Raw genomic sequence first — 12,824 nt, forward strand, 5'->3', positions numbered from 1 at the left:
GGCTCCTATTCTTCAACGCTATCAGGTTAAAAAGTGTTCATGAAACACAAGTGACAGTTTTGCTAAAGGTTTATGACAGCCGCGGGCAATTGACGGAAGGTAGAGCGAAATCAAATTTTTTGTGAGTAAAATCAATTTCGGTGCTAGGCGTTATCACTGATAGGGTGCTATGCTAAAACGCGAAAACCTAGCTTACCAACAGGGTATAAACATGGACTATAACACTTCTGAGTTATGTGATTTATTCGCCGATAACGTGGACGTGGTCGATCCCATTTTCACCAGTTATGGCGGTCGTTATTCATTTGGTGGTGAAATTACCACGGTGAAGTGTTTTGAGGACAGGGAATTAGTCGACCGGGTACTCACTGAGCCTGGCGATGGTAAAGTATTATTGATTGATGGCGGTGGCTCTCTTCGTCGCGCGCTGTTTGATGCTGAATCTGCCCAACTGGCGGTTGAAAATAACTGGGAAGGCGTGGTGTGTTATGGCTGTGTTCGGGAAGTGGACAGCCTGTCTGATTTCGACCTTGGCATCCTGGCGGTTAATTCCATTCCAGTGAATGCCGATAGCCAGGGCACCGGTGATATTGACGTACCGGTCAATTTTGGCGGCGTTACCTTTTTGCCGGAAGACCACCTGTACGCCGACAGTACCGGCGTTATCCTGTCTCCTGAGCCACTCGATATCGATTAAGCGAGTGGCTTTGCCACCGCTTTGCTGCTGACATTTCGTTTTTCTGCTGTTTGATGCCTGACGCGCGATATGGCTACGTCAGGTCGTGCCTTTAATTTGTGTCCCCCACTGTCTTTCTCTGCATCGCTGCCATATTCAGGCAACCATCTTCATCTTTAGCTGTGCTTTACTGCAGGATATCGGTTTGCAGTCGCCAGAAGCCTTGTCTATTTTGCATGGCGAGGATGGTAAGCTCGATGAGTTTCGGGTGCTCGATGAGCCTACCCGTAAACAATTACTCAAGATTAACTTCACACAAACTCTGGAGTATCTGAAAAATGCCTTGGGGATACCGCGTTATATTGGTAACGACAAAACCGAGCGGGACCGTTTTGTCCAGCGCCATACAGCCCTGAACGGCTTTATGCTCACCCTTCTGAAAGACACCTATTTGTCGAAAGTTGGCGTGGGTGAACTGGTTAAAATACCGCAGATATATACCTCCATAGTGCTCTCCACCAAGCCGGATTTCTCAAAGAAAAGCCTGCCCAAAGGGTATGTGTTTATTGAGCAGCTGGCTAAGAAAGGGGCGCTTAATACTGAGTTAGCTAAAGCGTTTGTGCAGATTGTGGGTTATTTCCCCCTGGGATTTGGCGTGACTTACATTCCGCGCACTGAAAAGGGAATAGACCGTGAGCAGTATGAATGCGCTATTGTAACCCGCTTAAACCCAGCGCATCCTGCTGAGCCGGTGGGGCGGCCGGTCACCAGAAACCTGTCTTATATTAGCTCGGGTAGCGACGAAGTGATCAAAAAGTCGAGTAATCTGTTTTTTCCGGCCAATCGCAAGAAATTAATGCGGATTGGGCGCGAGCGCCTGATGGAAATTATGAGTCAGTTATCGGGGAACTTTTCGCCGGAAGCCGTCGACGATCTGATCCCGGCCTTCTGGGAACCGGCGGATTACTTTTCATTTAAGAAAAATCAAAACCTTTGGAATAAAGTACGCTAGGTAAACCTGCCTGCGAACGCTTTGCTTGATTGCCCCGGGGGTCTGTCCCGAGGGGCTGTCTCTACGTCATTCCCCCGAACTTCGAGGCGCTTAAGGCTGGCCCAAACATGCTGCCGGACGTCAATATTTATTGATCTACATCAAAGTTCGATCTAAACTTTCAGAAATTACTGAAACCTTAGAAGTTAAAAATGAACATGTCATCACTGGTTACTTCTGCTGTTATGCATTTTGGGGAAATGGGCAATCGTTGGGGATTTAACCGCACGGTTGGTCAAATTCTCGCGCTCATCGTATTACATGAAGAGCCATTGTCGGCGCAGGAAATTGCTGACGCGTTAAGTATCTCAAGAGGTAACACCAGTATGGGCCTTAAAGAGCTGCAATCATGGCAGCTTATTAAGCAACATCATGTACCGGGTGAACGGAAGGAGTTTTTCGTTCCGGCGGGCACTATCTGGGTGCTGGCTAACCGGGTGTTCGAGGAGCGTCGTAAACGGGAGATCGACCCCACCATGTCGCTGCTGCGCGATTTGATGATGGACACACCAAATGGTGAAAAAGACATAGCCGTGCAGGCCCGCTTAAATGAAATACACGATCTACTCGAGTCGGTGACCGCCTGGTCTCAGGAGTTACAGAACCTGGGCCCGGAAAAACTCGACACCTTAATGAAACTCGGTGCCGGGGTTGGCCGCATTCTGGAGCTTAAAGACAAGCTCCTGCCAGCCAAATCTAACTAAACAGGAGCGCATCGTGGATGCATTGATACTATCCAGGCTACAGTTTGCTCTGAATATCAGTTTTCATATTCTCTTTCCTACCATCACTATCGCACTGGGATGGTTCTTATTTTATTTCAAACTTCGCTCTAATCTGAGTGGGCATCCGGTATGGATGCGGATTTACCGTTTCTGGGTACGGGTATTTGCCCTGACCTTTGCCTTAGGGGTTGTCTCGGGCGTTACCATGTCTTTTCAATTCGGCACCAACTGGCCCGGTTTTATGGAAAAAGCCGGTAATATTGCCGGCCCGCTGCTGGGCTATGAAGTCCTCACCGCGTTTTTCCTGGAAGCCACCTTTTTGGGCATCATGCTGTTTGGTATGCGTCGGGTGCCTAACTGGTTACACACGCTGGCCACTTTTGTCGTGGCCGCGGGTACCACGTTATCGGCGTTCTGGATCCTGTCACTCAACAGCTGGTTGCACACCCCCCAGGGGCACGAAGTAATAGATGGGGTAATCTATGCGAAAGACTGGTCGGCGATTATTTTTAATCCCTCTTTTCCTTATCGTTTCAGCCACATGTTGCTGGCTTCCGGACTCACTGCCAGCTTTTTAATTGCGGGATTATCGGCCTATCGTCTGCTCATTGGCGATAACAAAATTGCTCCTAAACTCGCCCTTAAAACGGCCACGTATACAGCGGCGGTGCTCATTCCGTTACAAATACTGGCGGGCGACATGCACGGTTTAAATACCCTTGAACATCAGCCACAAAAAGTGGCGGCTATGGAAGGGGTTTGGGAAACTGAGCAAGGCGCGCCGTTGCTGTTATTTGCCATTCCGGACGAGCAGGAGCGAACTAACCATGCCGAGCTTGCCATTCCGAATCTGGCCAGTTTTATTCTTACCCATGAGTTGGATGGGGAAATTAAAGGTTTAAATGAGTTTCGTGGCGAGCATCCGCCTGTCGCGCCGGTGTTTTATTCCTTCAGGGTGATGGTTGGTATGGGTGTACTTATGCTGTTAGCCGCCTGGGCGGGCGCTTATTATCTGTTCCGCCGGGGGGAATTGCCCGACTGGTTAGGCAAGCTGTTTATCGCTATGAGCTTTAGTGGCTGGGTGGCAACCCTGGCCGGCTGGTATGTTACTGAAGTCGGCCGTCAGCCTTACCTCGTCAGTGGCGTTTTGCGCACCGCTGATGCTGTTACTGGTTTGCCGCCTCAGAATATTGGCTTATCGTTCACGCTATACGCGGTGATCTATGCCGTGCTGATGGTGGCTTATATCCGCACGCTGACGTTGATGTGCCGGAAGTCTGTAGGTATCGAAGAAATTAGCAAGGGAGACGCTGACGAAAAACATACCAATAAACTCGATATTGCCAGCAGCAACGCATAGGAGCTAAGCATGCCATTTGAATCACTTTCTGTTACCGCGCTGGGCAATATATACCTTGGTCTGTTGGCACTCGCGGTATTGTTATACGCCATACTCGACGGCTACGATCTGGGTGTAGGGGTGTTGTTTCCGCCTCGTAACGAGCAGTTTAAAGACGATATGATAGCCTCCATTGGTCCTTATTGGGATGCCAATGAAACCTGGCTGGTGCTGGCGGTGGGTATTTTACTGATTGCTTTTCCCGAGGCTCATAGCCAGATACTGCAAACATTGTATTTGCCGGCCACCTTTATGTTGCTGGGGCTTATTCTGCGTGGCGTATCTTTTGACTTTCGCGCTAAAGTGCCTCATAACAAAAAGCCCAAGTGGGATACGTGCTTTAAATACGGCTCATTACTCACCACGCTGTCGCAAGGATATATGCTGGGGATTTGGGTTACCGGATTACGCACCGATATCTACGCTCAGGGGTTTGCCTTACTTGCCGCTTTTGGGGTAACCGCTGCTTATGCGTTTATCGGTGCCTGCTGGCTGATCCTGAAGTCCGAAGGCGAGTTACAGGCCAAGGCCTTTTACTGGGCTAAACGCTGCCTGCTGGTGCTGGCCAGCGGCATACTGGCTGTGAGTGTGCTTAATCTTACCCTGCATGAAGAGGTTCGGGTGTTATGGCTGGAAAGCCCGGTGGGCTGGGTATTAATGACAATCCCGTTTACCTGTTTCGCTTTGTTGCTGTTATGCAGTGTAGTACTGAAGAAATTACCTGAAGCAGGCGGCAAAGGAGAATGGTTACCCTTTGCCATTGCATTGCTCATTTTCGGCTTATGCTTCGCCGCTTTCGGTATCAGTTATTACCCTTATGTGGTGCCGGGTAAACTGGCCTTCATGGATGTGCTCAGTGATGGCAATTCGTTGCGATTCCTGCTGGTGGGCGCGGTGGTGGTAGTGCCCTGCATTCTGGCTTATACCGTGCTGGTGTATCGCATTTTTGCCGGTAAGTCGGAAAAGCTTTCCTATTATTAGGGGGTATCTCTGTGGTGGTAAATACCACCGGATCGCCTGTCACATCAGTATCGCCTTCCATGGTCAGTCAGATCTGAGATGAAAAGCGGGTGTGACAGGGGTTAACCGAGTGAGTCTGATGACGGATTGTTTGAGGTGATTGGGATACTCTGGCATGTGATTACCTGATAATATTATTTGTAATTCCGTTGTTTAACTGACGTCACCTTTGATGTAATGAAACAACAACACGACAGAAAATAACAATTGCCAGGGAGGCAACAATGCGCTTATCTAAACTAGCGGCTATCATCGTCGCAACCATCTCTGTTTCAGGGGTAACTGCCTGTGGTGGCGGTGGCGGTGGCTCCAATTCTTCGGGCCCGACGCCCACACCAACCCCAACCCCAACAGGACCATCCTGGCAGCCGGGCGACTATGCCTCTGCCTCTTCGCTGGTGGCGAAGTGCGAATCGCCACGAACCGGTATTGATCCTTTCACCGGCCAGCAGTACCCGGATGAAGCGGGCAGCAGTCTGGAGGAAAAGCTGTGGCTTCGTAGCTGGACCAATGAGACCTACCTTTGGTACGACGAAGTGGATGATAACAATCCGGCCAATTATTCAGTATTAGGATATTTTGACCAGTTAAAAACGACTGCGACCACGCCAAGCGGAACCCCAAAAGACAATTTCCATTTTTACCAGCCTACCGATGAATACAATGAGCTGACTCAAAGTGGTGTTGCATCCGGCTATGGGTTCGACTGGGAATTTGTGCGAAATACCTCGCCACGAGAGTTAGTAGTCAGATTTGCCGAGCCCGGCTCGCCTGCTGATTTAGCCGGCATCCCTCGGGGTGCGTCAGTAAAGCTGGTTAATGGCATCGATTTTGTTAATGCCAACAGTTCTACCGATATCGATGCGCTGAATGATGCCCTGTTCCCTGCCGATAATGGCACGACTACCAGTTTTGTATTTGAACTGGTTAATGGTGATGAACTGGCGGTGGATGTGACCTCAGCGGACGTCCAGGTATCGCCGGTGCAGCATGTTCAGGTACTGGATACGCCTGCCGGCAGAACCGGATATTTTCAGTTTAATACCTTTATTAGAACCGCCCAGTATGACCTGATTGACGCTTTTGATGGATTTATCGATGAAAACGTCACCGAACTGGTTATCGACCTACGTTACAATGGCGGTGGCTTATTGGCGCTGGCATCGCAGTTGTCATACATGGTGGCAGGCCCTGCACAGACTAACAATGCTTATTTTGAGACGCTGCAATTCAATGATAAATCGCCAAACAGAGATCCGGTTACCGGCAATGTTATTCAGCCCACGCCCTTTTACAGCAATGAAATAGACTACAATGCCGGCCGTTTACTCAGTGCGGTGCTACCCAGCCTGTCACTAACCCGGGTATTCGTATTGACCACCGGTGCGTCCTGCTCAGCAAGTGAGTCGGTGATGAATGCATTGCGTGGGATCGACGTGGAAGTGGTCCAGATAGGTTCAACCACCTGTGGCAAGCCTTATGGTTTTTATCCGACCGACAATTGCGGCACAACCTATTTCTCCATTCAGTTTCAAGGCATAAATAACAAGGGGTTCGGCGATTATGCCGATGGCTTCATTCCTACCGAAACACCCAACTACGGCTATGAAGTGCCGGGTTGTGAAGTCGCGGATGATTTTAGCCACCCGTTGGGCGATCCTGCTGAGGTCATGCTTTCAACGGCACTGGCATATGCTGAAACCGGTTCCTGCCCTGCACCGGTGAGTCCTGCACCAGTGTCACCGGATTCGATTAACGCGCAGAGTCCGGAGTCGTCACTGGCCATTGAAAATCCATTCGCCCTAAAAGAGCGACTCATTCTGCAAAACAAAATCAATGAGCCCATTGTTACGGAGCAAGAATAATGCAAAAGCACAGGCTAACCCGGCTTTGGGCCTGCGTGTCACTGGTAGTTGCCAGTGGCTGCGCGCAAACCAGTGATAACGAGCTTTATCCGGCCACGCTCAGTGCGCAGACCAAGCAGCAGAAAGTGCAAATAGAAAAGGTTATCAGTGATTGGTTTGGTGGTACCAAAGTCACGCTGGCTGACGATGTGTTTACGAGCTCTTCGGTAGTGACAATCGAGCGGCGGGAGCACCTGGACAGCCAGGGGAGACTTATTGAAGGGCGCCATGATAAGCAGGCTTATTCGTTCACCTTATATAAAAAGGGCACGCAATGCCTGCTGAGCAATGATGGAACGGGTAAAAAGGTTGAGCTTGATAATCTTGAGTGTATCGCTACAGAAAATTAATCAGACGCTCAGATAACCCTTAATATGGGTTCTGAGCGTCTATGCTTTTATTTGGCGAATATTTCGTTGAGATAGTGCGCTATGCGGATGCCGGCCTGTTGCAGGCGGCGTTTCGCGGTAGGGATATGATCATACAGATAATCATAGGCCATGCGGTTGGCATCTTCAGGGTAGATGGTGTCACGGATTTTAGTGCTCTCGGTGATCCACACTTTGGGATCCGTTGAGTGCCAGGCTTCTATGTCTTGTGCCGTAATTTTCTTGTCGAGCCAGTCAGTCCACTCGGTATAAGACAGCTCTTTTTGACCAATCATTTGTGAATCCCACACGCGGTGAAGGTTGGAATCCTGCCAGAAGAACCTTACTTTGACGTCGTTGCCACCACGATCGGTGCCGTTGCCGGCATGAAGTGGCTGGTGGAGATCGCCAATGATGTGCACTATGAAGCGAAGCGCTAACTGTTTGTCGGCTTTAGACGCTTTGTCATCTTTTAACGTGGCGCTGAATTTTGTTAAGGCCGTAAAAGCATCGCCTTCTTTTGGCGCTTCCACGTCGTGATAGTGCTTGCCTTCGGGAACGGTAACGTAATGCCACGGCGATGCTGTTTTCTGCCAGAATTCAGAAGGGTTCGACTTCATATCGTCGGGATATGTCGACGCTTCCGCGAGGGATTCCAGTGGGATCAGAGCCTCAATTTGTTGTTTGGCTTCAGCAGAAAGGTGGCGTTCGGCAATGGCCCCGGTGACACGGTGTCCGGTTTGTCCCCAGCCAAAAGCTGGCAGGCTCATTATTGATGAAGCCAAAAGAAACAGTGCAACAGGGGCGTTTTTAGCGCGTGTTATCATTTTAATTTTCCTTTGCAAATATAAATCCGTTGGATTACTGGTTTTGATAGCCCCAGCGCGCCATTAACGACTGGTCGACACCTAAGTGGTCCAGTACTCGAGCCACAACAAAATCGACTAAATCACTGATTTGTTGGGGCTGATGGTAAAAGCCGGGCGAAGCGGGCATGATAGTAGCGCCCATTTGTGACAGTTTAAGCATATTTTCCAAATGGATGCTCGAAAGCGGCATTTCCCGGGTGACCAGAATCAGCTGACCCCGTTCTTTGAGCACTACGTCGGCAGCGCGCTCAATTAGATTGTCGCAGGCACCTACCGCAATGGAAGACAGTGAACCAGTAGAACAGGGGCATACCACCATCTGTTTAGGGGCAGCAGAACCAGACGCTACCGGTGAAAACCACTCCTCTTTACCACAAACCCGAATTTGTCCGGGCGTAGCGTTAAAGCGCTCGGTAAAAAAGGCACTGGCCGCTTCGGGCTGAGCCGGAATTTTGAGGTCTTCTTCGGTGGCAAAAACCACTTTAGCCGCAGAAGAGATCAATACAAATACGTCATACTGAGCCGCAACCAGCTGCTCCAGTAAGCGAAGTGCATAGGGCGCACCCGATGCGCCAGTCATTGCCAGGGTGATGGTTTTTTTCATGGTAACTCTCAGGCTTTACCCGCTAATACATCCAATAGCTTGTTATGGATCCCACCAAAACCGCCATTACTCATGATTAATACATGATCGCCGGGCTGCAGCATAGTCGCTAACTGATGAATGATAGCATCTACGCTACGAAATACCTGTGTGGGTGTCTGGCTGTGTTTGGCCAGCTGCGCCATTGACCAGCCCAGGTTATCCGGTTCGAACAATAGCACTTCATCGGCTTCCTGCCATGAATCAACCAGCACGTCTTTATGAATACCCATTTTCATTGTATTGGAGCGGGGTTCCAGTACACCTATGATGCGGGCATCGCCGACTTTCTTGCGCAGACCATCAAGGGTCGTTTTAATCGCTGTAGGATGATGGGCAAAGTCGTCGTAAACGGTGATGTCTTTCACGCAGCCGCGCACTTCCATGCGCCGCTTAACGTTGACAAATTCGCTCAACGCGGCAATGGCATCCGGCAGGGTTACTCCGGCATGGTGCGCCGCCGCTATGGCCATCAGTGCGTTGTCGACGTTGTGCTGACCGAGAAGCTCCCAGCAAACGGTACCGACCTGTTTTTCCTGATAGAACACCTTAAAGGAGGAACCATCGGGATTAATGAGCTCGGCATGCCAGTGACGACCAAGGTATTGCTGCTCGCTCCAACAGCCTTTGTCGAGTACGGCGGCCAGATTGTCGTCGCTGTCGGGTGAAAGCACCAGACCTGTGGCCGGTACGGTGCGCACTAAATGGTGAAATTGCGTTTGAATGGCGGCTAAATCGGCGAAGATGTCTGCATGATCGAACTCAAGGTTGTTCATCACCAGGGTCCGTGGGCGGTAATGAACAAACTTCGAGCGCTTATCAAAGAACGCGCTGTCGTATTCGTCGGCCTCAATCACAAAGAACGGACTTTCCCCCACCCGGGCAGAAATACCGAAGTTTTGCGGAATGCCACCAATTAAAAAACCCGGTTCCAGCCCGGCGTATTCGAGTATCCAGGCCACCATAGATGAGGTGGTGGTTTTACCATGGGTACCGGAGAGGCCAATGACCCAGCGATCGGTTAACAAATTATCCAGTAGCCATTGGGGGCCGCTGGTGTAAGGGAGGTTGCGGTCGAGCACGTATTCTACCGCCGGGTTGCCACGTGACATGGCATTACCAATAATCACCATATCCGGGACCGGCTCAAACTGGGTCGGATCATAGCCCTCGGTCAGGGTAATTCCCAGCGCCTCGAGCTGTGTGCTCATAGGCGGATAAACATTGCGGTCTGAACCAGTGACGGTATGCCCCAGTGATTTGGCAATTGCAGCGATACCGCCCATAAAACTGCCACAAATCCCCAAAATGTGAACGTGCATTAACTTTCCTGCGCTAATTTCATATCCGAACACTTTACCAGATGCGCACCCACTTGCCTAAACATCTGATTTCCTTTCAGGGGTGAGTCAGTTTACAATCTAACCAGAGCATCATGCTCGAGGTTCAATTGCTGCCCTGCGGCAACGGAGGAACCCGCATTATCGACCCGTATAGTGCAACAATACCCTACATAGAAAAAAAGGCTTACATAAACCATGAAAAGACTTAACTCACAAATGCAACAAGATGGCGCTCCGCTCGAACTCATTTTGCTGATCCGCACGCTGTTAGCGGGCTGCAAGGAGATTTCGTTCCGCGTGAGTCAGGGCGCTTTGGCGGGCGTTTTGGGTTCTACTCTGAGTGAAAACGTTCAGGGTGAAACGCAAAAGAAACTGGATGTGATTTCAAATCAAATTCTGAAGGATATTCTTAAAGAATCGGGTTATGTAAAAGCAATTTCCTCGGAAGAGGAAGATGACGTGGTGCCCTGTCACCCGGATGGCAAATACCTGGTGAGCTTCGATCCGCTGGATGGCTCCTCAAATACCGAAATTAACAGCCTGATCGGCACCATCTTTTCCATTGCTCATGCACCGCAATGGATGGAGCCGGATGATCCTTCTGCCTTTTTGCAGCCTGGTACGCAAATGGTCGCGGCCGGTTATGTGCTGTATGGCCCATCTACCATGCTGGCAATGACCACCGGTAAAGGTACTCACATTTACACACTGGATAAAACCCACGGTGGCTTCCTGCTAACCCATCCGAATATTCAGGTGCCGGAGCAAACCGCCGAGTTCTCCATTAACGCGTCTAACCAACGTCACTGGGAGCCGCCTATTCAAAACTACGTGGCCGATTTGCTGGCGGGAACCGAAGGTCCCCGTGAGAAAAACTACAACATGCGCTGGGTGGCAGCCATGGTGGGCGATATTCACCGCCTGTTATGTCGCGGTGGTATTTTCATGTACCCCTTTGATAAGCGCGACCCGGCTAAGCCTGGCAAACTGCGCCTGTTATACGAAGCCAACCCGATGGCATTTTTAATGGAGCAGGCGGGCGGTCTGGCTTCCACTGGCGAGGGACGCATTATGGAAGTGATGCCCGAGGAAATTCACCAGCGCGTACCGGTTATTATTGGCTCCAAAGACGAAGTTGAGGCCTGCCTGAGCTATTACGACTAATTGGTTAGGCAAAATAAATCCTAAGTATGCCCGATACGTCGGGCTACAGGTTTTTATTTTTTCCGGTTAGCCGTATACTTGATGCAATTTTACTATTAACGAAAGGACAATCCCGTATGAGCTTAAACGCCGTACCTGCAGGCAAGAAACTGCCTGACGAAGTGAACGTAATTATCGAAATTCCAGCACACGCGGATCCGGTGAAGTACGAAGTAGACAAAGACACCGGTGCGATCTTCGTAGATCGCTTTATGGCGACCTGCATGCACTACCCAACTAACTACGGTTATGTGAACAATACGCTGTCTGAAGACGGTGACCCGGTAGACGTGCTGGTTATGACGCCTTTCCCACTGTTAGCCGGTTCTGTGATTAAGTGTCGTCCTGTTGGCGTATTAAATATGACCGACGAATCAGGCAAAGACGCGAAAGTACTGGCTGTGCCAATCGACAAACTGTCTACCCTGTATCGCAAAGTGTTTGAAACGTCAGACGTTGAGCCACTGCTGCTGAAACAAATTGAGCATTTCTTCGAGCACTACAAAGATCTGGAAGAAGGCAAGTGGGTGAAAATTGACGGTTGGGGCGATGCCGCTGCCGCTAAAGCCGAAATCGTATCCAGCGTTGAGCGTTACGAAGCTGAAAAATAAGCATTAAGCTTAGTGATTAAGGGCTCGATTCGTCGGGCCTTTTTTATTTGGAGACCTTATGTTGCGATTGATTCAACAACGAGCTGTGCCGTTACTCTGGTGCCTGATGCTGTTTTCTGGTGCGGTAAACGCCAGTGACGTAAAAGAAGTGTACTGGGAAGACTTAGTGCCACCGGATTTCAATGAACTGGCACCTCAACAGGCTACCGATCACAACAATAAGATGGCTCAGTTACAGCCTGACGCGCCGGTCGTCGACATTTACAATGGCGAGCGGGTAAAAGTGCCGGGATTCATTGTGCCCTTAGAAGGTACCGCTGAACTGACAACTGAATTCTTACTGGTGCCATTTTTTGGTGCTTGTATCCACGTACCACCACCGCCTTCCAATCAGATTGTGCATGTTAAAATGAATGAGGGAGTGCCGGTAGAGAACCTCTACGATGCGGTATGGGTTGAAGGTATCTTCTCCACCACACGATACAGCAGTGATTTGGCCGCCGCGGGTTACAGTATGCAGGGTGAAGCCGTTCATCCTTATTAGGTGATAAAAGCGCTCGATTTGTATAAAAAACGTGCTAATGTGAAAGTCTGTCTCTTTGCGCAAAGCACCTCATGAAAAATCCCATTACGTGGTTCGAAATTTACGTTGATGACATGCCCCGGGCCTCGGCGTTTTATAGCTCGGTCTTTGCCATCGAATTTGCCGATTTACTGGATCCTACGGCTCCTTCTGATAGTGCATTACAAATGAAAGCCTTCCCGTCTGATATGGAAAGCCATGGCGCGTCAGGAGCGTTGGTTTGTGTTGATGGCATGCCGGCAGGTCACAATAGCGTACTGGTTTACTTTTCCTGTGAAGACTGCGAAGTGGAAGAATCGCGGATTGAATCTGCTGGTGGCACCGTAGTGCGGCCTAAATTTTCGATTGGCTATTACGGCTTTATCACACTGGCAAAAGATACCGAAGGGAATATGTTTGGCTTACATTCATTAAGCTAAGCAGCTTTTG

14 protein-coding genes are annotated in these 12,824 nt (G+C 49.9%); 11 read left to right on the forward strand and 3 right to left on the reverse strand.

Translation table 11 applies throughout. The features are described from left to right. The first annotated feature begins 211 nt into the window (after positions 1-211). From rraA to AC27IB_RS18285, 7 genes are all read left to right on the forward strand, one after another. Positions 212-697: a ribonuclease E activity regulator RraA gene (gene rraA, locus AC27IB_RS18255; RefSeq protein ID WP_296052775.1), complete on the forward strand. Its 486-nt coding sequence runs from the start codon at positions 212-214 to the stop codon at positions 695-697. A gap of 184 nt (positions 698-881) precedes the next feature. Continuing rightward, entirely contained in the window at positions 882-1,688 is an 807-nt protein-coding gene (locus AC27IB_RS18260) for a hypothetical protein (RefSeq protein WP_296052774.1), read from the forward strand. A 191-nt stretch (positions 1,689-1,879) separates the two neighbouring features. Continuing rightward, positions 1,880-2,431 (forward strand): GbsR/MarR family transcriptional regulator, encoded by a 552-nt coding sequence (locus tag AC27IB_RS18265; protein ID WP_296052773.1) that lies wholly within the window; start codon positions 1,880-1,882, stop codon positions 2,429-2,431. A gap of 13 nt (positions 2,432-2,444) precedes the next feature. Beyond that, entirely contained in the window at positions 2,445-3,812 is a 1,368-nt protein-coding gene (locus AC27IB_RS18270; RefSeq protein WP_296052772.1) for a cytochrome ubiquinol oxidase subunit I, read from the forward strand. Positions 3,813-3,821: 9 nt separating this feature from the next. Then, entirely contained in the window at positions 3,822-4,832 is a 1,011-nt protein-coding gene (locus AC27IB_RS18275) for a cytochrome d ubiquinol oxidase subunit II (RefSeq protein ID WP_487122730.1), read from the forward strand. Positions 4,833-5,095: 263 nt separating this feature from the next. Continuing rightward, positions 5,096-6,736 (forward strand): S41 family peptidase, encoded by a 1,641-nt coding sequence (locus tag AC27IB_RS18280; protein WP_487122732.1) that lies wholly within the window; start codon positions 5,096-5,098, stop codon positions 6,734-6,736. Beyond that, positions 6,736-7,125 (forward strand): hypothetical protein, encoded by a 390-nt coding sequence (locus AC27IB_RS18285; protein WP_296053800.1) that lies wholly within the window; start codon positions 6,736-6,738, stop codon positions 7,123-7,125. The genes AC27IB_RS18280 and AC27IB_RS18285 overlap by 1 nt, the downstream gene beginning before the upstream one ends. A 47-nt stretch (positions 7,126-7,172) precedes the next feature. On the opposite strand, the gene AC27IB_RS18290 is transcribed toward AC27IB_RS18285, so the two are convergent. Genes AC27IB_RS18290 through mpl form a run of 3 tightly spaced genes read right to left on the reverse strand, consistent with a single transcriptional unit; the run spans position 7,173 to position 9,977 of the window. Continuing rightward, positions 7,173-7,970 (reverse strand): S1/P1 nuclease, encoded by a 798-nt coding sequence (locus tag AC27IB_RS18290; protein ID WP_487122734.1) that lies wholly within the window; start codon positions 7,968-7,970, stop codon positions 7,173-7,175. A gap of 34 nt (positions 7,971-8,004) precedes the next feature. Continuing rightward, on the reverse strand, positions 8,005-8,616 hold the full coding sequence (locus AC27IB_RS18295) for a flavin prenyltransferase UbiX (RefSeq protein WP_487122736.1): 612 nt from the start codon (positions 8,614-8,616) through the stop codon (positions 8,005-8,007). 8 nt (positions 8,617-8,624) lie between these two features. Then, on the reverse strand, positions 8,625-9,977 hold the full coding sequence (gene mpl / locus AC27IB_RS18300; protein WP_487122738.1) for a UDP-N-acetylmuramate:L-alanyl-gamma-D-glutamyl-meso-diaminopimelate ligase: 1,353 nt from the start codon (positions 9,975-9,977) through the stop codon (positions 8,625-8,627). Positions 9,978-10,193: 216 nt separating this feature from the next. On the opposite strand from mpl, the gene AC27IB_RS18305 reads away from it, so the two are divergent. From AC27IB_RS18305 to AC27IB_RS18320, 4 genes are all read left to right on the forward strand, one after another. Next, positions 10,194-11,162, forward strand: a complete 969-nt coding sequence (locus tag AC27IB_RS18305) for a class 1 fructose-bisphosphatase (RefSeq protein WP_296053826.1) — start codon at positions 10,194-10,196, stop codon at positions 11,160-11,162. A 116-nt stretch (positions 11,163-11,278) separates the two neighbouring features. Next, entirely contained in the window at positions 11,279-11,812 is a 534-nt protein-coding gene (gene ppa / locus AC27IB_RS18310; protein ID WP_487122740.1) for an inorganic diphosphatase, read from the forward strand. A 106-nt stretch (positions 11,813-11,918) separates the two neighbouring features. After that, the gene (locus tag AC27IB_RS18315) at positions 11,919-12,356 is read left to right on the forward strand and encodes a DUF3299 domain-containing protein (RefSeq protein WP_296045551.1); all 438 of its coding nucleotides are present in this window, start codon (positions 11,919-11,921) and stop codon (positions 12,354-12,356) included. Between the two features lie 71 nt (positions 12,357-12,427). Then, positions 12,428-12,814, forward strand: coding sequence for a VOC family protein (locus AC27IB_RS18320; protein WP_487122742.1), 387 nt, complete (start codon positions 12,428-12,430; stop codon positions 12,812-12,814). The last annotated feature ends 10 nt before the right edge of the window (positions 12,815-12,824 follow it).

The organism is Alteromonas sp. 4NH20-0104, assembly GCF_057547795.1.

Excerpts from the sequence above, each read along its gene's own strand:
- AC27IB_RS18295 (WP_487122736.1), bottom strand. The coding sequence starts at position 8,616 with ATGAAAAAAACCATCACCCTGGCAATGACTGGCGCATCGGGTGCGCCC.
- rraA (WP_296052775.1), top strand. The coding sequence starts at position 212 with ATGGACTATAACACTTCTGAGTTATGTGATTTATTCGCCGATAACGTG.
- AC27IB_RS18265 (WP_296052773.1), top strand. The coding sequence starts at position 1,880 with ATGAACATGTCATCACTGGTTACTTCTGCTGTTATGCATTTTGGGGAA.
- AC27IB_RS18315 (WP_296045551.1), top strand. The coding sequence starts at position 11,919 with ATGCTGTTTTCTGGTGCGGTAAACGCCAGTGACGTAAAAGAAGTGTAC.
- AC27IB_RS18290 (WP_487122734.1), bottom strand. The coding sequence starts at position 7,970 with ATGATAACACGCGCTAAAAACGCCCCTGTTGCACTGTTTCTTTTGGCT.
- ppa (WP_487122740.1), top strand. The coding sequence starts at position 11,279 with ATGAGCTTAAACGCCGTACCTGCAGGCAAGAAACTGCCTGACGAAGTG.
- AC27IB_RS18320 (WP_487122742.1), top strand. The coding sequence starts at position 12,428 with ATGAAAAATCCCATTACGTGGTTCGAAATTTACGTTGATGACATGCCC.
- AC27IB_RS18305 (WP_296053826.1), top strand. The coding sequence starts at position 10,194 with ATGAAAAGACTTAACTCACAAATGCAACAAGATGGCGCTCCGCTCGAA.
- AC27IB_RS18275 (WP_487122730.1), top strand. The coding sequence starts at position 3,822 with ATGCCATTTGAATCACTTTCTGTTACCGCGCTGGGCAATATATACCTT.
- AC27IB_RS18280 (WP_487122732.1), top strand. The coding sequence starts at position 5,096 with ATGCGCTTATCTAAACTAGCGGCTATCATCGTCGCAACCATCTCTGTT.
- mpl (WP_487122738.1), bottom strand. The coding sequence starts at position 9,977 with ATGCACGTTCACATTTTGGGGATTTGTGGCAGTTTTATGGGCGGTATC.
- AC27IB_RS18285 (WP_296053800.1), top strand. The coding sequence starts at position 6,736 with ATGCAAAAGCACAGGCTAACCCGGCTTTGGGCCTGCGTGTCACTGGTA.